Origin of the sequence: Aurantiacibacter xanthus (genome assembly GCF_003584015.1) — a bacterium.
GTDB lineage: Bacteria > Pseudomonadota > Alphaproteobacteria > Sphingomonadales > Sphingomonadaceae > Alteraurantiacibacter > Alteraurantiacibacter xanthus.
In genome coordinates this window covers 118,401-136,145 of the sequence record NZ_QXFM01000139.1, presented here as the reverse complement: position 1 = coordinate 136,145, position 17,745 = coordinate 118,401, and the positions used below count along the sequence as shown (strand labels likewise).

Genomic DNA, 17,745 nt, shown 5'->3' with positions numbered 1-17,745 from the left:
CCGGGTGCTCTCGGGGTCGCCCGCAAGCTGGCGCAGGTTGGCGCGGTGCAGGTGCAGGAAGGCGAGCGCGAGCCGCAGCAGCTCGCGGCGGCGTTCGCGTTCCGGCTCGAACAGGTCAAGCTCGCGGGCGAAGCTGCGCAGGTCGGCGAGCAGTCCGCCCCACAGCTTGCGGGCTTCCCACCAGCGCTCGTAGGCGGCGTTGTTGCGGAAGCCGAGGAACAGGGAGAGCGCGATGCCGAACACGGTGAAGCCGGTGCCGCCAAGCTCGGGCACGAGGCCGGGCCAGCGGTGGTGGACGAACACGACCAGCGCTGCAAGCGTGGCCAGCATCAGCAGACGCGGCGCGATCACCGGCACGATCGAGCCGCGTACCGCGAAGGCCAGTTCGAGGCGGGTCGGCTTGTCGCGAACGATCACTGGATCAGGCCCGGCGCGCGGTGGCGATGAAGTTGAGCGAGAGGTCGTCCGACAGGTGCAGGCCCTTGGTTGGCGAGAAAGCGATGCCCTTCGGCTCGCCCATGATGAGGCCCGCTTCGGCCAGCAGCTCGGCCAGCTCGTCGGGGGTGAGGAAGTCGTCCCAGTGGTGCGTGCCGCGCGGGACCATGCCGAGCGTCTCGGCAGCGCCGACCAGCAGCGTGCGGCTGGCCAGCGTGCGGTTGGGGGTCGAGAGCACCATCAGCCCGCCCGGTGCCAGCCGCGCGGCCAGCTGCGCCACGAAGGCGGGCTTGTCGGCGACGTGCTCGATCACCTCCATCGCGGTGACAAGGTCGAACTGGCCGAGGCCGAGCGCGCCCAGCTCACCCGGCATGTAGCGGATGTCGAGCCCGGCGGCCTCGGCATGAGCAGCGGCGGCGGCGGTGTTCTCGGGCGCGGCGTCGACGCCGGTGACCTCCGCGCCAAGCCTTGCCAAAGGCTCGCACAGCAGCCCCGCGCCGCAGCCGACATCGAGCGCGGCCTTGCCCGCCAGCGGCCTCACGCTTGCCACATCGCCCGCCCAGTGCAGGTCCACCGCCTCGCGCAGGAAGGCCAGACGCACCGGGTTGAGCTTGTGCAACATCGCCGAGGAACCCTTGGGATCCCACCACTCGCTTGCCAGCCCGCCGAAGTGGGCCGCCTCTTCGGGCCGGATCGTTGCCCCCTGCGCGCTACTGCCAGATATTGCATCGGTCATGACTCGCTCCTAACAGCGCGCAAGGAATTGAACCAGAGAACAGATAAGGGACTTTCGTGGCCCGGATTGTAATGAAATTTGGCGGCACCTCGATGGCCGGAACCGAGCGCATCCGCCGCGTGGCCGAACTGGTGCGCGCGCAGGCGGCCGGTGGCAATGAGGTTGCGGTGGTCGTCTCCGCCATGGCCGGCGAAACCGACCGGCTGGTGAACTTCTGCCGCGAGGCCAACCCGCTCTATGACCCGGCTGAATACGACGCGGTCGTAGCCAGCGGCGAACAGGTGACAGCGGGCCTGCTCGCGCTCACCCTGCAGGGCATCGGCTGCAAGGCGCGCAGCTGGATGGGCTGGCAGGTGCCGGTGAAAACCTTCGGCGCCCACGCCAATGCCCGGGTCGACGACTTCGACGCCGCCAACGTGCTCGTCGCGATGCAGGCGGGCGAGATCGCGGTGATCCCCGGTTTCCAGGGCATTTCCGAAGACGGGCGCGTCGCCACCATGGGCCGCGGCGGGTCGGACACCTCGGCGGTCGCCATCGCGGCGGCGGTGAATGCCGATCGCTGCGACATCTACACCGATGTCGACGGCGTCTACACCACCGATCCGCGCATCGTCGCTCGCGCCAAGAAGCAGAAGTACGTCACCTTCGAGGAGATGCTCGAACTCGCTTCGGTCGGCGCGAAGGTGTTGCAGACCCGCTCGGTCAGCCTTGCGATGAAGAAGAACGTGCGGTTGCAGGTGCTCAGCAGCTTCGTCGATGCCGATGCCCCCAGCGCCGACAGCCTGCCCGGCACGATGATCGTCTCCGAAGCGGAGATGGAAGCCTATCTGGAGAAAGAGAACATGGAACGCCAGACCGTCACCGGGATCGCGCTCGACAAGAACGAAGCCCGCGTCGTCCTCACCCGCGTGCCCGACAAGCCGGGCGCGGTGGCCGAGATCTTCCTGCCGCTGGGCGAGGCCGGCATCAATGTCGACATGATTATCCAGAACGTGGGCCGCGACAAGGGCGAGACCGACGTGACCTTCACCGTGCCGCAGGCCGAGCTGGCCCGCGCGCAGGCGCTGCTGGAAGGCCTGCGCGACAAGATCGGCTTCAACCGCATCATCACCGATGTGAAGGTCGCCAAGGTTTCGGTGGTAGGCATGGGCATGAAGAGCCACACCGGCGTTGCCGCCACCATGTTCAAGGCGCTGGCCGACCGCGGCATCAACGTGCAGGCGATCTCGACCAGCGAGATCAAGGTCTCGGTGCTGATCGATTCGGACGAGACCGAACTGGCCGTGCGCGTGCTGCACACCGCCTATGACCTCGATGCCGAGGATGCGGTCGACGGGGCCGGCGTTTGAGCGCCTTCCCCAAGACGCAGGCGCTGATGGCGCGCGGCTGCGCGTTCCTCGGCAGCGAGACCGCGATCCTGTGCGGCGCGATGAGCTGGGTGTCGGAGCGCAACCTCGTCGCCGCGATGAGCAATGCAGGCGGCTTCGGTGTGATCGCCTGCGGAGCGATGACGCCCGAGCTGCTCGATGCCGAAATCGCCGGGACCAGGGCGCTGACGGATAGGCCGTTCGGCGTGAACCTCATCACCATGCACCCGGCGCTGTTCGACCTGATCGGCGTCTGCGAGAAGCATGGCGTGAGCCACGTGGTGCTGGCGGGCGGCATTCCGCCCAAGGGCTCGATCGAGGCGATCAAGGCCTTCGGGGCCAAGGTGATCGTGTTCGCGCCGACGCTGGCGCTGGCCAAGAAGCAGTTCCGTGGCGGCGCCGATGCGCTGGTGATCGAGGGCAGCGAGGCGGGCGGCCATATCGGCCCGATCTCCACCAGCGTTCTGGCGCAGGAGTTCCTGCCTGAGCTTGCCGCCGAACACCTGGTGTTCGTGGCCGGCGGGATCGGGCGCGGCGACATGATCGCGGCCTATCTCGAAATGGGCGCGGCGGGCGTGCAGATGGGCACGGCCTTCGCCTGCGCCAGCGAGTCCATTGCGCACCCCGATTTCAAGAAGGCCTTCTTCCGCGCCAAGGCCCGCGATGCCGAGGCCAGCGTCCAGATCGACGCGCGCCTGCCGGTGATCCCGGTCCGCGCGCTGAAGAACAAGGGCACCGAGGAATTCGCCGCCAAGCAACGCGAAGTTGCGCTGCTGCTCGATCAGGGCAGCGTCGACATGGGCGAGGCGCAGTTGCAGATCGAGCACTTCTGGGCCGGCGCCCTGCGCCGCGCGGTGATCGACGGTGACGTCGAAAGCGGCTCGCTGATGGCCGGGCAGAGCGTGGGCATGGTTAGCGCCGAAGAGCCGGTGGCCGACATCATCGCCCGGCTCTTGCGTGAAAGCGAAGAGGCGCTGACGCGGCGCTGACCATGATACGGGCGCTGTGCAGACAGCGCTCGGGTCATGGTTCTTAACAAGCGGTGTCGATCCGGGGGAATGCCATGCGGGATTCTCCTAGGTCCGGTGAAACCATGATTAACCGGAACGATTTTAAGGGAGCTGCAAACAAAACACGGGCAGCATCCAGATGACACCAGAAGACAGGTTCCGCTTTTTCGCTCTGACAGAGCGCGATCTCCGCAGCTTTCCGGCGGTTGCGCGGCATCTGGACCGTCACGCCCCCGAGGCGCTCGACGACCTCTATGGGGCGGTTCATGAGCAGCCCGAGCTGGCCGACAAGTTCTCCTCTGCCGAGCATCTGAACCGGGCGAAGCAGGCGCAGCTGGCGCACTGGCAGTCGCTGTTCGCGGGCAAGCCCGAGGCGGCGCAGATCGAGCGCAGCCGCAAGATCGGCTTCGTGCATGCGAAGGTCGGGCTGGAGCCGAGCTGGTACATCGGCGGCTATGCCCGTGTGCTGGGGCGGGTTGTGGGCGGGATGGTCAAGTCCTCGCTGGTCCAGCGCGTGCTGGGCCGTGGCCTCGCCGACAAGCTGAGCGGGCTGATCAAGATGGCGCTGCTCGACATGGAGCTGGCGCTGTCGGCCTATTTCATCGCCGAGCAGACGAAGCGCACACAGGCGCTCGATGAACTGGCGGCGGGTCTCAACCGCATGGCCGAGGGCAACTTCGCGCAAGGGCTGGGCGAACTGCCGCCCGAATATGCCGACATCGCGGCGGACTTCGAACGCATGCGCGCGTCGGTCAACGAGGCGCTGGCGGGTGTGTCGGTCGCTTCGGAATCGATCGATCGCGGGGCCAGCGAGATCCGGCAGGCGACCGACGATCTCGCCATCCGCACCCAGACCACGGCGGCAACGCTGGAGGAGACTTCGGCCACCACCCGAAGTCTTGCCAGCGATGTCGAAGAGACGGCCAAGGCGTCGCACCAGATCTCCTCGGCGCTGGCCGACACGCTCAGAACCACCGATTCCGGCCGCGCAACCGTGTCTGAAGCGGTGGAAGCCACCCGCCACGCCGAGGCGGCGACCAGCGAGATCAGCAAGATCATCGAGGTGATCGAAGGCATCTCGTTCCAGACCAACCTGCTGGCGCTCAATGCCGGTGTCGAGGCCGCGCGCGCGGGCGAAACGGGCAAGGGCTTTGCCGTGGTGGCCAGCGAAGTGCGCGCGCTGGCTCAGCGCAGCAACGATGCGGCGAATGACATCAAGGAGCTGATCACTCGCAGTGTGGAGCAGGTGTCGCGGTGCTCGACGCTGGTGGCGCAGTCGGGCGAGGCGTTTGGTGACATCAATGGCCGTGTGGCCAGTCTCAACGAGCTGGCCCAGCAGCTGGCCGAGATCACCCGCTCGCAAAGCGCGCTGCTGGGGCAGACCACGCTTGCGGTGAGCGAGATGGAACGTTCGACCCAGAACAACGCCGCCATGGTCGAGCAATCGAGCGCGGCGGCCAATGTGCTGGCGAGCGAGGCGAACCGGATGAATGGCCTCGTTCAGCGGTTCGCGCTCGATCACACGGCGGCGGAGGCCGGCCTGCACGGCGCTCAGCGCCGCGCGGCCTAGCCCGCGGAGCCTGCGCGCCTAGTCGGGCCGGGCCAGCTCCAGCAGCACCTTGGTGGTCAGTTCGGGCGCGTTCTGCATCACGAAGTGATCGGTGTCGGTCTCGTGATAGTCCACGCCCAGCGCTTTGGCCTTACTGGCAAAGCGCGGGAAGGGGCTGGGCTCGTAGCCGGTGGCGAAGATGTAGCTCTTGCGCGGGATTGCCTGTTCATCGCCCGAGAGCATCAGCGCTTCGGTCAGCGTCAGCAGCGGGTGATAGCCGACCACGCCGGGCACCAGCGAAAAGTCGATCGCACCGATCGGGGCCACCAGACCGGGGCGGTGGCGCTGCGATTCGATGTACCACTTGTGCTCGAACTCGCCGGTGATGTCCCACAGGCTCTGATCGTCGTCGGGCCAGAACGCATCGACATAGCAGATTGCATCGATTGTACGCCCGAGCCTGCTGGCAATGCCGGTGATGACCATGCCGCCATAGGAGTGGCCAGCCAGGATGAAGCGTTCGAACCCGGCCTCGCCGATCTGGTCGCACACGTCGTCGATATGGTCGCTCAGGGTGATGCCCGGATGCAGCTCGTCCTGCCGCGAGCCGAGGCCGGGCAGCGTCGCCACCAGCACCTTGTGCCCCTGCGCCTCCAGCATGGCGGGTACGCGGCCCCAGGTCTGCGCGCCGCCCCAGGCGCCGTGAACGAGAACATAGTTGGCCATCGCAATCTCTCCTTTGCGACCGTCCTAAAGTGCGGGCACGAAAAAGGGGAGGCAGTTTGCACTGCCTCCCCCTCTTGTTCGTAGACCTGAAGGTCCGGTGCTTAGCCCTGACGGCCCGAGCGCCAGCCAGCCTGGTAGGTGTCACCAGCCATCTTCGAGTACGGAACCGGCGACACGATGACGCGGGCTTCGAACTGCTCGTGGTCTTCCACGGTGGTCTTCTCGGTGTTCGGCGCTTCGCCCCACTTCACCTTCAGCTCGGTGCCGAGCGGAATTTCGTGGTCAACGGTCGCCAGCGACAGGCCGCGCTTCTCGTTGAACGAGTAGCCGGTGAACATCGACAGACCGACGGTGTTGCCAGCGGCATCGACCACAGCGTCGTAGTTCGAGTTGGCGTAGTTCGCGAGCGGAAGGTCGAAGAACTTGTAGTTCGGGCCTTCCGGGTTGAACAGCGAGCCGACGATGGTCTTCATGTCGTCTGCGTTCCACTCGAGGGTCACCTTCTTGCGCTGGGTGTCCTTGTTCTCGGCAACTTCCTTCAGCACGTCCGAGCCGTGGAAGTCGTGGTCGAACTTCACGAACGGGCCATAGCCCAGCTCGTAGGGGTTCAGGTAGTAGTCTTCGATGGTCTCGCCAACGAACGAACCGCCGATCGAGCCGGTCGCTTCATAGCTGTCGGCGCCGAGCCACTCGCGGTAATCCTTCAGCTTGTCGCCGGTGTAGATCGCGGGCAGCGGGCTGGGGATCCAGCCCGATTCCAGCGTGTTCGACGGATAGGCGCGCGAACCGACCGGGATCAGGCCGAACTCTTCGCCAGCCTTCAGGATGTGCTCGCGGACATATTCCTGATCTTCGTAGGGGCCCCAGATTTCCAGACCCGGCGAGCCGGCCATGCCGTGACGCAGGGTGCGGATCGTCTTGTCGCCGATCTTCATCTCGCCCATGTTGAAGAACTTGAGCTTGTCGAGCGGAGCGCCGTTCAGCTTCTCGATCACGTTCCAGGCCTGCGGGCCCTGGATCTGGAAACGCCACGAAATGCGCTTCACCGGCTTGCCCATCGGACGCGAAGGCGAACGCGGATCGTTGATGACCTCGACGTTGTAGCCGCCCTTTTCGGCGTTGTAGATCAGCCAGTTGGCAGCCGGCGCACGGCCGACATAGACGAACTCTTCTTCAGCAAGGCGGAAGATGATGCCGTCGCCGATCACGTGGCCATAAGGCGTGGTCGGCACGTACTGCTTGGCCTTGTTGACCTCGAAGCCGGCCGGCGAGTTGATCATGGTGTCCGACAGCAGCTTCAGCGCGTCGGGGCCATTGATGTAGAGGTCGAACATGTGGTGCGACTGATCGAACAGGACGGCGCCGTGCTGCCATGCCCACTGCTCCGAACGCCAGTTCGAGAATTCCGGGGCAACGACCGGATACACGTAGGCACCGATCTTGTTGTTGCGCAGCTGACCAACGATATCGCCGTTGGCACCAGCAAGAACTTGTTCCAGGTTTTCGGCCACTATGGCTCTCCTCTCAGGGTTGTGAAGGAATCACATATACGAAATAGTATGTGTCACATACAATACTGCGCTAGGCGCGCAAGCCATAAGCGGCACAAAACGACAGGAGGTGGCTCATGAAGGTGGAAGCGCTCGACCACATCAATATCATCACCGACGATCTGGACGGAACGGCGGAGTTTTATGCCTCGTTGCTGGGGCTCGAACGGCGCGACGCCCCGCCGCCGCTGACGCCGCAGACGGCCACCTGGATGTACGATGCGCAGGATCGCGCGATCATCCATATCAACTCGCTCGATTGTCCGCGGACCTATGATCGCGAGATTACTCCCGGCGCGCTGACCGGCGCTCTGCACCATGTCGCGCTGCGCCTGAGCGGCTATGACGAGATGAAGGCGCGGCTGGACCGGCGCGGGGCGGACTATCAGGAGAATCTGGTCGCGGCGATTGGCCTCAGACAGATCTTCACCGCCGACCCCAATAACATTCTTCTCGAACTGAATTTCTTCGGTGAATAGGTGTTTGCGGTATTCGTGCCTCATCGTGAAGTAGTTAATTCAATTTTAACTAAAATAAGTTAACTCCGGGTCGGTCATATTGGGCGCTGACTTTGCCATTTTTGTCTGCGGAAGGCCATTTCTCGGCGGTTCGTCCAGAATATGGCTCCATTCATCCCGCGTGGGTGCCGAGCGTCTACGTCTTGTTAAGGGCTGCGTGGGATTTTCGATCCCGACGTTTTAGCGAGCAATGGCTCAGCCTGACGGGATGCGGCATGACAAAAAGGGTTCTGGTAGTCGAAGACGACTTGCTCAACAGGATGTTCCTGTCGGACAGCCTGCGCCTGCATGGCTATGACGTGTGCGAGGTCGATGACGGCGCGCGGGTGATGGACGCCGTGCGCGACTATGCGCCCGACCTTGTGACCATGGACATCAACATTCCGCACATCTCTGGCGAGACGCTGATCCGCCGCCTGCGGCGCGACGCTGCCTATGCCACGATGCCGGTGCTGGCGATCACCGCCTTCGCCTCACCCAAGGACGAGCAGCGTATCCGCCAGCTTGGCGCCGACGGCTTCATGGCCAAGCCCCTGGCCTTGCGGAGCCTGCTCGAAGCTGTCGGCGAGCTGATCGGGGCCAGTGAGAGCCGGCCTTCGCCAGCCCTCGCGGCCGCCTGAGGAGCCGCTTCGCTCAGACCGGAACGCCGCCCGCGATAGTGGTGCGGTACATCTCGCGGCGGAATCCGTCATAGTCGTTGGGGCCGAGGTGCATGGTCGCCGCGTTGTCCCACATGCAGACCATGCCCGGCTGCCAGCGCAGGCGGCAGGTGAAGGCATGCTGGGTGGTGTGCTGCACCAGCCACTCGATGATCGGCCGTGCCTCGTGGGTGGTCATGCCCTCGATCCCGGCAGCGTAGGTGTCGCAGATATAGAGCGAGGGCTCGCCGGTGTGCGGGTGGGTGCGGACGAAGGGGTGGTAGCTGCCCTTCATGCCCTGCGCGAGCTTGTCGGGATCGCCGAAGGGCAATGCCTCGCCGCGCAGGAAGGCTTGCGTGGCGATGTTGTTGCGCGCGCTCATCCACACCTTCAGCGGGCGCAGCATGTCCTGATAGGTTGTGCTCAGGTGCTTGAACGCCAGCGCTGTGTTGGCCCAGGCGGTGTCGCCGCCATAGGGCGGGCCTTCGACCTGCCTGAGGAAGGTGATCGAGGGCGGCTCGGGCAGGAACGGGCTATCGGTGTGCCATCCGCCGCCGAACAGGCTGGGCGTGACCTCGTCGGCCTCCTTGATGATCGGGTGGACGTCGCGGTGGCCTTCCACGCCTTGGGTATAGGCATCGACCGCGAAGGGGCCGAGGCGGGTGGAGAATTCCTCGTGTTCGGCATGGGTCAGGTGCTGGTCGCGCAGGAAGATCATCTTGTGCTTCCACAGCGCCTGCTTGAGGCTTTCGACGCCCTCGTCGCTCAGCTCGGGCAGGCGCACGCCCACCACTTCCGCGCCCATCGCGGCCGAGAGCGGCTCGACCGTGAAGTGGTTCGACTGGAACGGGTGATTATCGAAGTCGCCACAAGGCGAAACGCGGACCTGCCACATAACTGTTTCCTCTCTCTCGATCTTGTTGATCGATCATCATGCCTGGCTTCTTAGCCACCCGCGCGCCTTGTTCAACGTCAATCCAGCGTGATGACGGTCTTGCCGAAGCTGTCCGGCCCCCAGGCATGGGCATAGGCGGCGATGGCCTCGTCGAAGCCGAAGGTCGCGCCGATGGGGGGCTTGATCGCCTGCTCGTCGACCATGGTGTTGAGATCTTTTGCCATCCGCACCGAGCCGACGAAAATGCCGCGGATCGAGCCGCCCGTCATCATCAGCTGGCGCGGGTGGGGCGGTTCGCCATCCGACAGCACGCCGATCAGCGCGATCTCGCCCTCGGGGGCGAGCGCGTTGATGCTCTGCTGCAAGGTGCCGGTGCCGCCGACCTCGACCACCTGCGTTGCACCGCCGAAATTCTTGGCGATGTGTTTGCCCCATTCGGGCGTGCTCTTGTAGTTCACCAGATGATCGGCCCCGAGCGCCTTCACCCGCTCCAGTTTTGCGTCGCTCGATGAGGTGGCGATGACCTCCGCGCCCGCCGCCTTGGCCAGTTGCAGCGCGATCATCGAGACCCCGCCCGAACCGAGCACCAGCACCCGGCTGCCCTTGCCGACCGGGCGCCCGCCCATGAACAGCGCGTTGTAGGCGGTGACGCCCGCGCAGGGCATGCAGGCGGCCTCGGCATAGGAGAGGCTCTGGGCGATCTTCACCACGCCCTGCTGCGGCAGCACCACCTTCTCGGCGAGCATGCCCGGCGCCTTGCCGTCACCCAGAGCGCGGCCCATCGCCTGCGGGCCGTCCATCCAGTCGAGGAAGAAGCTGCCCTGCACCTTGTCGCCGACAACCACGTTGTTGACGCCCCGGCCAACCGCGATGACCTCGCCCGCGCCGTCCGACAGCGGGATGGAGGGCTCGGTGATCGGGCCGCCGAAATATTTGCCCGCCGCCACCGCGAAGTCGCGGTAGTTGATCGACCAGGCCCTGGGCGCGATCAGCACTTCGCCGGGGCCGGGCTCGGGATCGGGCAGGTCGGCGAGGTGGATCTTGTCGAAGCCGTCGCAGCCTTCGGGCATCAGCCATGCGCGCATTGTTTCGTCTCCCTTGAATTTCGCCTTACCCTAGCCGTTCGTGTCGAGCGAAGTCGAGACACGAACGGGGCAGTGTTCTTGGTTCAGATTTCGAGCGTGTTGAGCGTGCCGCCGTCGACCGCCCAGTCCTGCCCGGTGACGTGGCTGGCGGCATCCGACAGCAGGAAGCAGGCGGTTTCGGCCAGTTCCTCGCTGCTCCCCATCCGGCGCTGGGGGACGCGGCCCTCGATCTTGCCGCGCTGCTCGTCGGGGATGCGGGCCAGCGCCTCGGTTTCGATGAAGCCGGGAATCACCACGTTGCAGCGAACATTGTGCGGGGCCATCTCCACCGCCACCGCGCGGGCGAGCCCGAGCACCCCGTGCTTGCTGGCGACATAGGCCGGGTTCAGCGCCATGCCGCGCTTGCTCGCCATCGAGCCGGTGATGAGGATCGATCCCTTCTTCGCCTCGATCATGGCGGGCATTACCTTCTGGATCGCCCAGAACACGCTGGTGAGGTTGACCTTGATGGTCTTTTCGAAAATCTCGCCGTCGAACTCGGTGAACGGGGTGAAATCCCCGGTCAGCCCGGCATTGGCGAACAGGCCTTCGATGGGGCCGTTCTGCTCGACCGCTCGATCGAGTGCGGCTTCCAGCTCGGCCCGGTCGCCCACGTCGCCCACCGCGAACGCCGCGCCCTTGCCGAGTTCGTCGCAGGCCTGCTGCAACTGCTCGGCGCGGCGCGCGATCAGCGTCACCTTAGCGCCGCGTGCATGCAGCATCCGGGCGGTGGCAAGGCCGATGCCCGAGGAAGCGCCGGTAATGGCGATGTGCTGGCCGTCAAATTGCATCCGTCTCGTTCCGTTCTTGTTGTTGTGTCAGGCGTGGTTCCGGGGCGGGTGGATTTTGCGCCGCCGCTCGGATGCGAGCCGTGCCTCGCTCACGAAGGCCCCCCAGGGCGCGGCGGTGGGGTCGTCGCTGGTGTCGGGCTCCCACTGCTGCCGCATTACGGCGCGGGCTTCGTTCTCGTTCCATCCGCACTCAAGGTGATAGCGGTAGAAGAAGGCGGAGACGCGATAGTTGGCGATGCAATGGACATGCAGCGGGCGTGGCAGGGCCTCCACGGCGCGCACAAAGGCCTTGTAATGCTCCTCGGTCGGGGCCGCGTAAGGTACACCAACACGGGTGTAGCCTATGCCGAGCAGACGCAGGCCATGTTCCTCGCCGGGCAATGCCTCGGGGTGGCCCTGGGGCGTGAGGTCGAGCACATGCTTGATTCCCGCACCGATCATATCGCGCAGGTTGCGCTCGGCGGGCATGCCCGAGGTGGTGACCTCGGACGACAGGCGTTGCCACGCCGGAATATGCGCCGGATCGTTCAAGTCAGGCCAGCCCCAGTACCTTTGCCGCATTGCCCTTCATGATAGAGGGCATGACCTCCTCGCGGAACCCCACTTCCTGCGCATGGGCGATCCACTTGTCGGGATGGATCAGCGGGAAGTCGCTGCCGAACAGCATCTTGTGCCTGAGCTGGGTGTTGGCATAGCGGATCACCTGCTCCGGGAAATACTTCGGGCTCCAGCCCGAGAGGTCGATGAAGACGTTGTCCTTGTGCAGCGCCATCGACAGGCTCTGATCGACCCAGGGCCACGAGGGATGGGCGAGGATGATTGTCATGTCGGGGAAGTCCACCGCGACATCGTCGACCAGCATCGGCTCGCCATATTTGAGGCGCAGCCCTCCGCCGCCACGCATTCCCGTGCCCATGCCCGAGTGGCCGGTGTGGAAGATGGCGGGCAGCTTGAACGCGTTGATGACCTCGTAGATCGGATAGGCCATGCGGTCCGCCGGGTGGGCGTTCTGCGCGATGCCGTGGAACTTGAAGCCCTTCACGCCGTGGTTCTCGATCAGGTCGAGCGCCTCACGCGCGCCGTACTTGCCCTTGTGCGGGTCTATCGAGGCGAAGGGGATGCAGATGTCGTCGTTCTTGTTGGCGAGTTCGGCGACCTCGTAGTTCGAGACGCGTTTGGCGCCCATGCCGCTCTCGCAATCGACCGTGAACATGCAGAAGGCGATCCGGCTTTCGCGGTACAGCTCGATGATCTCGGGCATCTTGGGCCGTTCGCGCGGGGCCTTGAAATAGGCGCTGGCGGCATCGAAGAACGCGCCCATCACCGGGTCTTCGGGATCATGGCACGAGACCTCGGCGTGGACATGCACGTCGATGGCGCGGATTTTATCGAGGTCTATTGGCAAGGTTCGTTTTCCGGTGCCGCCGCGTGGTCCCGATACCAGTAATGCCGAAGGGCGGAAAGGGCCAGCACAGGAAAATCGAGTCTTCAGAATCACTTAACTAATGTTGACTAACGCACTGATTCTGATAGATTTAATCTATGGATGATACATATAATCTCAATGGCGGATACAAGCCTACAATCAAACGCTTTGCGGATCTAAGCGGCCCTGATTTTTTCCCCACTCCGCGTTGGGCGACTTATGCGCTTGTCGATAACGAGCGCTTTTGCGGTGATGTTTGGGAATGCGCCTGCGGTGATGGCGCTATGGCAGAAGTACTTCAGGAAGGCGCTGCGAACGTTATTAGTTCTGATCTCTATGATCGTGGCTACGGCGAATCTGGCCACGATTTTCTCAAATCGTCCCGACGCGCGGAGAATATAGTCACCAATCCACCGTACAATGCTGCGGAAGGATTTTTGCGATCTGGCCTAGAGAAGGCCGGGAGCAAATTTGCCCTCTTACTACGCCTCGCGTTCCTTGAGGGTGCAAATCGACAAAGAACAATTTTTAGGGAAAACCCACCTTCACGGGTTTGGGTCTTTAGCGAGCGCATCACCTTTTATCCGGCGGGAGCCGAAAGAAAAGGAAGCGGCACAACGGCGTATGCTTGGTTTGTCTGGGACAAAAATGCTCCGAGTCGTACTGAACTCAAATGGCTCGAACCTGGCTATAAGAAGCGTTTTGCATAGACAGCTTAAGTTCCGAGATGCGCTCTACCTGCTGCGGTAATTTGATACCCAACACGGGGCAAATGTACTAACCATCCTTTTGCGATGAAATTTGTGTCTGAAATATCATGAGACTTAATATTTCGAACAATTTGGTGCCACATCGGCTCACCGTTTCTTGTCTGAGACGGGGATAAATTTGTCGCATCAAGTTGTACAATATTGGGAACTTCTTTGTAGCAACGCTTGAAGGTTGCAATCCCGCTGGGTTGATTGCTTGCAACCTGCATTACCCCAAGCGCAATATCTTGCTCTGTTGCCACGATTCGCCCTCCGCTGTTTCTCAGAGAAGTGAATCTTGCGCCTTTATTCTTAAAGTTCAATATCTCCGATAAAAATGGCCCGCCCTGACAATGCCGGAGCGGGCCATTTTTTGGTCAAGGCTGATTCAAATCAGAGCTTCATCAGCACCGACTTGGTCTCAAGGTAGGCCTCAAGGCCGAGACGGCCCTGTTCGTGGCCGATGCCCGATTCCTTGTAACCGCCGAACGGCAGCGCCGGGTCGATCATGGCGTGGCAGTTCACCCACACCGAGCCGGCCTGCAGGCGGCTGGCGATGCGGTGGGCGGCAGACATGTCCTTGGTCCACACACCGGCGGCGAGGCCATACTGCGTGTTGTTGGCGTCCTTCACCACCTCGTCGAGGTCTTCGAAGCGCTGGGCCACGACGACGGGTCCGAAGATCTCCTCGCGCACGACGCTCATCTGCGGGTTCACGTCGGTGAGGATGGTCGGGTTGACGTAGTAGCCGTCACCGCCCGGGCTGTCGCCGCCCATGACCACCGAGGCGCCGTCGCGTTTGCCCGCGTCGATGTAGCCCATCACGCGGTCGAACTGCTCGGACGAGACCACCGGGCCCATGTGCGCGGCAGGATCGAGCGAGGCGCGCGGAGCCCAGAAGTCCGCCGTTTCGGCCATGCCTTCGACGACCTTGTCGAACACCGACTTGTGCGCATAAAGGCGCGATCCGGCGACGCAGACCTGGCCCGAGTTGAAGAAGATGGCTCCGGCCACGCCCGGCGCGGTTTCGGCGACATCGACATCGGGCATCACCACCACCGGGCTCTTGCCGCCCAGTTCGAGCGTCACGTGCTTGAGCGTTTCGGTGGCGTTGCGGTTGATCAGCTTGCCGATCTCGGTGGAGCCGGTGAAGGCCACCTTGTCGACATCGGGGTGCTTGACCATGCGGTCGCCGCCGGTGTGGCCGTAGCCGGTGATGATGTTGACCACGCCCGCGGGCACGCCCGCTTCGTGGATCAGGTCAGCCAGACGCAGCGCGGTGAGGCTGGTCTGCTCGGCGGGCTTGAGCACCGTGGTGCAACCAGCGGCCAGCGCCGGAGCGATCTTGAGGCAGGCCATCAGCAGCGGGAAGTTCCACGGCACGATCTGCGCGCAGACGCCGACCGGCTCCTTCAGCGTGTAGGCGAACATCATGCCGCCCGGCATCGAATAGGGCGCCTGCGTCTCGCCGCCGATCTTGCCGGCCCAGCCTGCCATATAGGTGAAGTGCGCGGCAGCGCCCGGCACGTCGACCGCGCTGGCCATGCCCTTGGGCTTGCCCACGTCGATCGCTTCCAGCTCGGCCAGCTCGTCGGCATTGGCGAGGATCAGGTCGGCGATCCTGTGCATGATCTTTTCGCGCGCAACCGGCGGCATGTCGCGCCAGCGGCGGTCGTCGAAGGCGGTGCGGGCGGCGGCGACGGCGCGGTCGACGTCCTTGTCGGTCGCCTCGACGATCTTCGCGACAACCTTGCCGGTCGACGGATCTTCGACGTCGATCGTGGCGTCGCCCGAGCTGTCGACCCATTCGCCGTTGATGTAGAGCTGGGGCGCGCGGGCGAGCGCCTTCTTCACCGCTGCCGAATATTCAGGCTGGGTGCGGTCGATGGCAGTGACTTCGTTCATGAGAATTCTCTCCTTTCCCATAGCGATTCGAGCCGGGGCCCGATTAACGTTAACCCTAGATAGCGACGCCGGGGGAGCATACCACCAGTGCGCCGAAACTATAACGTTCGTTAGTATGCTGGGCGCGACGAGTCGAGCCTCGACCCGTCGCCTTGTTGCCTTGTCGCCTATTTCTGCGCGCCGATTCCGCCCAGTTGCTTGTCCTCGTTGGCGCGGAAGATCACGTATTGGCGGATGCCCTCGATCCGCTCCTTCGACAGGCTGTCGGCGAAGCTGACCATACCGTTCTGTTGCAGCGCCCCGTCGTGGACGATGGCCTGCCAGCTTTCGGCGCTGTTGAGCACGGCCGAACGGCGCAGGTCGGGCAACACGGTGGAGCCGACCACCGCATCGCCGTGGCACACCCCGCAGTAGCGGCCATAGTCGTAGGTCGCCTGGGTGAGCCTGGCCGGATCGCCGGTGAAGGCGGGCGGGTCGAGCGGACGGCGCACCAGTGGCGGTGCGTCGGGCAGCTTGTCGGTGCCGCCGAGCTTGAACACCAGCAGCCGCGAGATGTTGGGCACGGGGCCGCTGGTCTCGTTCACGATGCCGCCGGGCGCGAGCGCCCAGATGCCGCCCCAACCCGCCATCACCGCGACATACTGTTCGCCGTCGATCGAATAGGTGATCGGCGGGGCGATCACGCCGGTCTGGGCGGCAAAGCTCCACTTCTCGGCGCCGTCAGCGGCGCTGTAGGCCTTGACGTAGCCCGAGGCGGTGCCCTGAAACAGCAGGCCGCCCCCGGTCGAAAGCAGGCCGCCGTTCCACGGTCCGGGATATTGCACGCGCCAGCGTTCGCTTTGCGTCACCGGGTCCCAGGCGATCAGCGCGCCCTTGGTGCTGGCCGCCGCGCCTTCGCGCACGGCCTCGATGGCGGGCATTCCGCCTGCGGACTGGTCGACGCCCACGTTAAAGCCGCGCTTGGCATCGGGCTTCCAGTCGGCCTCGGGGAAATAGGGGAAGGCCGCTTCGATCACCGGAATGTAGACCAGCCCTTCGGTCGGGCTGAAGGCCATCGGGTGCCACGAGTGCGCCCCACCCGCGCCGGGCGAGCCGATGAACGGCTTGCCCGTATCGCCGTAGCGCGCCTCGGGCACCACGTTCGGGCGTCCGGTGGCCATGTCGATCCCGGTGGTCCAGTTCTGCGGCACGTAGTTGTTGGCGCTGATCAGTTCGCCGGTCTCACGGTCGAGGACGTAGAAGAACCCGTTTTTCGGCGCCTGCATCAGCACCTTGCGCTTGCGTCCGTCGATTTCGAGATCGGCCAGCATGATGTGCTGGGTGGCGGTGAAATCCCAGGTGTCGCCGGGGGTTTCCTGATAGTGCCAGACATATTCGCCGGTCTCGGGGCGGATCGCCACGATGCTGGACAGATAGAGGTTATCGCCGCCGCCGGGGCTGCGATAGGCCTGATTCCACGGGCTGCCGTTGCCGGTGCCGATATAGAGCAGGTCGAGTTCGGGGTCGTAGGCCATCGAATCCCACACGGTGCCGCCACCGCCGAACTTCCACCACTCGCCGTTCCACGTCTCGCGCGCCTTGGCGAGATACTCAGGCTCGGTGCCTTCTTCCTCCGGCCCGCCGGGCACGACGTAGAAGCGCCAGGCCTGCTCGCCGCTTTCGGCATCGTAGGCGGTGACATAGCCGCGCACGCCGTATTCGGCGCCGCCGTTGCCGATGATAACCTTGCCCGCCACTACGCGCGGCGCGCCGGTGATGGTGTAGGGCTTCGACTGGTCGACCGTGACCTTCGACCACACTTCCTTGCCCGTTTCGCGATCGAGCGCGATCAGCCGACCATCAAGCGTGCCGAGGTAGAGCTTGTCGCCATAGGCGGCGAGGCCGCGGTTGACGACATCGCAGCAGGCTTTCACCGCTGTCTCGCCCGGCACTTGCGGATCGAAGTCCCACAGCGGTTCGCCGGTGGCGGCGTTGTAAGCCTTCACCTTGCTCCAGGCGGTGGTGACGTAGATCTTGCCGTCGATCACCAGCGGGGTCGCTTCCTGTCCGCGCGCGGTGTCCATGTCGGCGTGCCAGGCGAGGCCCAGTTCGCTCACATTGTCGAGGTTGATCTGGTCGAGCGGGCTATAGCGCTGCTCGGAATAGTCGCGGCCATAGGTGAGCCAGTTGGCATTATCGCTATCGGCGTTCACCAGCATTTCGGTGGTAACACCGCCATCGCCGTCCGTCGCCGAACAGGCTGCCAGAACCAGCGCCAGCACGGCGCCCGATGCCGCTTTCAACAGGTGCATTTCCCTCTCCTCGCGCACCGCGCTGGTCGATCTTT

General features: G+C 64.2%; 18 protein-coding genes. 6 read left to right on the top strand and 12 right to left on the bottom strand.

What is annotated here, in order from left to right:
• Window positions 1-417, bottom strand: a 417-nt coding sequence (locus D2V17_RS18155; RefSeq protein ID WP_245978799.1) for a bestrophin family protein, incomplete at its 3' end; no start/stop codon positions are given.
• 4 nt (window positions 418-421) lie between these two features.
• Window positions 422-1,171, bottom strand: a complete 750-nt coding sequence (gene ubiG / locus D2V17_RS18150; protein WP_119594559.1) for a bifunctional 2-polyprenyl-6-hydroxyphenol methylase/3-demethylubiquinol 3-O-methyltransferase UbiG — start codon at window positions 1,169-1,171, stop codon at window positions 422-424.
• 56 nt (window positions 1,172-1,227) lie between these two features.
• Here ubiG and D2V17_RS18145 point away from each other — a divergent pair, with 56 nt between their 5' ends.
• The 3 genes from D2V17_RS18145 to D2V17_RS18135 all read left to right on the top strand — a co-directional run bounded on the left by D2V17_RS18145 (window position 1,228) and on the right by D2V17_RS18135 (window position 5,118).
• Window positions 1,228-2,520 carry an aspartate kinase gene (locus D2V17_RS18145; protein ID WP_119594558.1) on the top strand — a complete coding sequence of 431 codons (1,293 nt, stop codon included), beginning with the start codon at window positions 1,228-1,230 and terminating at the stop codon, window positions 2,518-2,520.
• Window positions 2,517-3,527 (top strand): NAD(P)H-dependent flavin oxidoreductase, encoded by a 1,011-nt coding sequence (locus D2V17_RS18140; RefSeq protein WP_191229285.1) that lies wholly within the window; start codon window positions 2,517-2,519, stop codon window positions 3,525-3,527. The genes D2V17_RS18145 and D2V17_RS18140 overlap by 4 nt, the downstream gene beginning before the upstream one ends.
• Window positions 3,528-3,687: 160 nt before the next feature.
• The gene (locus D2V17_RS18135; RefSeq protein ID WP_119594557.1) at window positions 3,688-5,118 is read left to right on the top strand and encodes a globin-coupled sensor protein; all 1,431 of its coding nucleotides are present in this window, start codon (window positions 3,688-3,690) and stop codon (window positions 5,116-5,118) included.
• Window positions 5,119-5,136: 18 nt separating this feature from the next.
• On the opposite strand, the gene D2V17_RS18130 is transcribed toward D2V17_RS18135, so the two are convergent.
• Window positions 5,137-5,823: an alpha/beta fold hydrolase gene (locus tag D2V17_RS18130; RefSeq protein ID WP_119594556.1), complete on the bottom strand. Its 687-nt coding sequence runs from the start codon at window positions 5,821-5,823 to the stop codon at window positions 5,137-5,139.
• Between the two features lie 101 nt (window positions 5,824-5,924).
• A complete protein-coding gene (gene ligM, locus D2V17_RS18125; RefSeq protein ID WP_342767858.1) occupies window positions 5,925-7,334 on the bottom strand; it encodes a vanillate/3-O-methylgallate O-demethylase in 1,410 nt (469 codons plus the stop codon).
• Window positions 7,335-7,450: 116 nt separating this feature from the next.
• Between ligM and D2V17_RS18120 the strand changes: the two genes are divergently transcribed.
• Both D2V17_RS18120 and D2V17_RS18115 read left to right on the top strand, forming a co-directional pair.
• On the top strand, window positions 7,451-7,852 hold the full coding sequence (locus D2V17_RS18120) for a VOC family protein (protein WP_119594554.1): 402 nt from the start codon (window positions 7,451-7,453) through the stop codon (window positions 7,850-7,852).
• A gap of 254 nt (window positions 7,853-8,106) precedes the next feature.
• On the top strand, window positions 8,107-8,511 hold the full coding sequence (locus D2V17_RS18115) for a response regulator (RefSeq protein WP_119594553.1): 405 nt from the start codon (window positions 8,107-8,109) through the stop codon (window positions 8,509-8,511).
• A gap of 13 nt (window positions 8,512-8,524) precedes the next feature.
• Here D2V17_RS18115 and D2V17_RS18110 read toward each other — a convergent pair whose 3' ends face one another.
• From D2V17_RS18110 to D2V17_RS18090, 5 genes are all read right to left on the bottom strand, one after another.
• The gene (locus D2V17_RS18110; RefSeq protein WP_119594552.1) at window positions 8,525-9,424 is read right to left on the bottom strand and encodes a TauD/TfdA dioxygenase family protein; all 900 of its coding nucleotides are present in this window, start codon (window positions 9,422-9,424) and stop codon (window positions 8,525-8,527) included.
• A gap of 77 nt (window positions 9,425-9,501) precedes the next feature.
• Window positions 9,502-10,509, bottom strand: a complete 1,008-nt coding sequence (locus D2V17_RS18105; RefSeq protein WP_119594551.1) for a zinc-dependent alcohol dehydrogenase family protein — start codon at window positions 10,507-10,509, stop codon at window positions 9,502-9,504.
• An 83-nt stretch (window positions 10,510-10,592) separates the two neighbouring features.
• The gene (locus D2V17_RS18100; protein ID WP_119594550.1) at window positions 10,593-11,339 is read right to left on the bottom strand and encodes an SDR family NAD(P)-dependent oxidoreductase; all 747 of its coding nucleotides are present in this window, start codon (window positions 11,337-11,339) and stop codon (window positions 10,593-10,595) included.
• Window positions 11,340-11,366: 27 nt separating this feature from the next.
• Window positions 11,367-11,870 (bottom strand): protein-tyrosine phosphatase family protein, encoded by a 504-nt coding sequence (locus D2V17_RS18095; protein WP_191229284.1) that lies wholly within the window; start codon window positions 11,868-11,870, stop codon window positions 11,367-11,369.
• A 1-nt stretch (window position 11,871) separates the two neighbouring features.
• Complete coding sequence (locus tag D2V17_RS18090) at window positions 11,872-12,744, bottom strand: amidohydrolase family protein (RefSeq protein WP_281270607.1); 873 nt, start codon at window positions 12,742-12,744, stop codon at window positions 11,872-11,874.
• 137 nt (window positions 12,745-12,881) lie between these two features.
• Between D2V17_RS18090 and D2V17_RS18085 the strand changes: the two genes are divergently transcribed.
• Window positions 12,882-13,475: a hypothetical protein gene (locus D2V17_RS18085; protein WP_119594549.1), complete on the top strand. Its 594-nt coding sequence runs from the start codon at window positions 12,882-12,884 to the stop codon at window positions 13,473-13,475.
• A 5-nt stretch (window positions 13,476-13,480) separates the two neighbouring features.
• Here the strand turns inward: D2V17_RS18085 and D2V17_RS21045 are convergent, their stop codons facing one another.
• From D2V17_RS21045 to D2V17_RS18075, 3 genes are all read right to left on the bottom strand, one after another.
• The gene (locus D2V17_RS21045; protein WP_147367464.1) at window positions 13,481-13,777 is read right to left on the bottom strand and encodes a hypothetical protein; all 297 of its coding nucleotides are present in this window, start codon (window positions 13,775-13,777) and stop codon (window positions 13,481-13,483) included.
• A 130-nt stretch (window positions 13,778-13,907) separates the two neighbouring features.
• A complete protein-coding gene (locus D2V17_RS18080; protein ID WP_119594548.1) occupies window positions 13,908-15,419 on the bottom strand; it encodes an aldehyde dehydrogenase family protein in 1,512 nt (503 codons plus the stop codon).
• Between the two features lie 167 nt (window positions 15,420-15,586).
• A complete protein-coding gene (locus D2V17_RS18075; RefSeq protein ID WP_119594547.1) occupies window positions 15,587-17,710 on the bottom strand; it encodes a PQQ-dependent dehydrogenase, methanol/ethanol family in 2,124 nt (707 codons plus the stop codon).
• Window positions 17,711-17,745 lie beyond the last annotated feature (35 nt).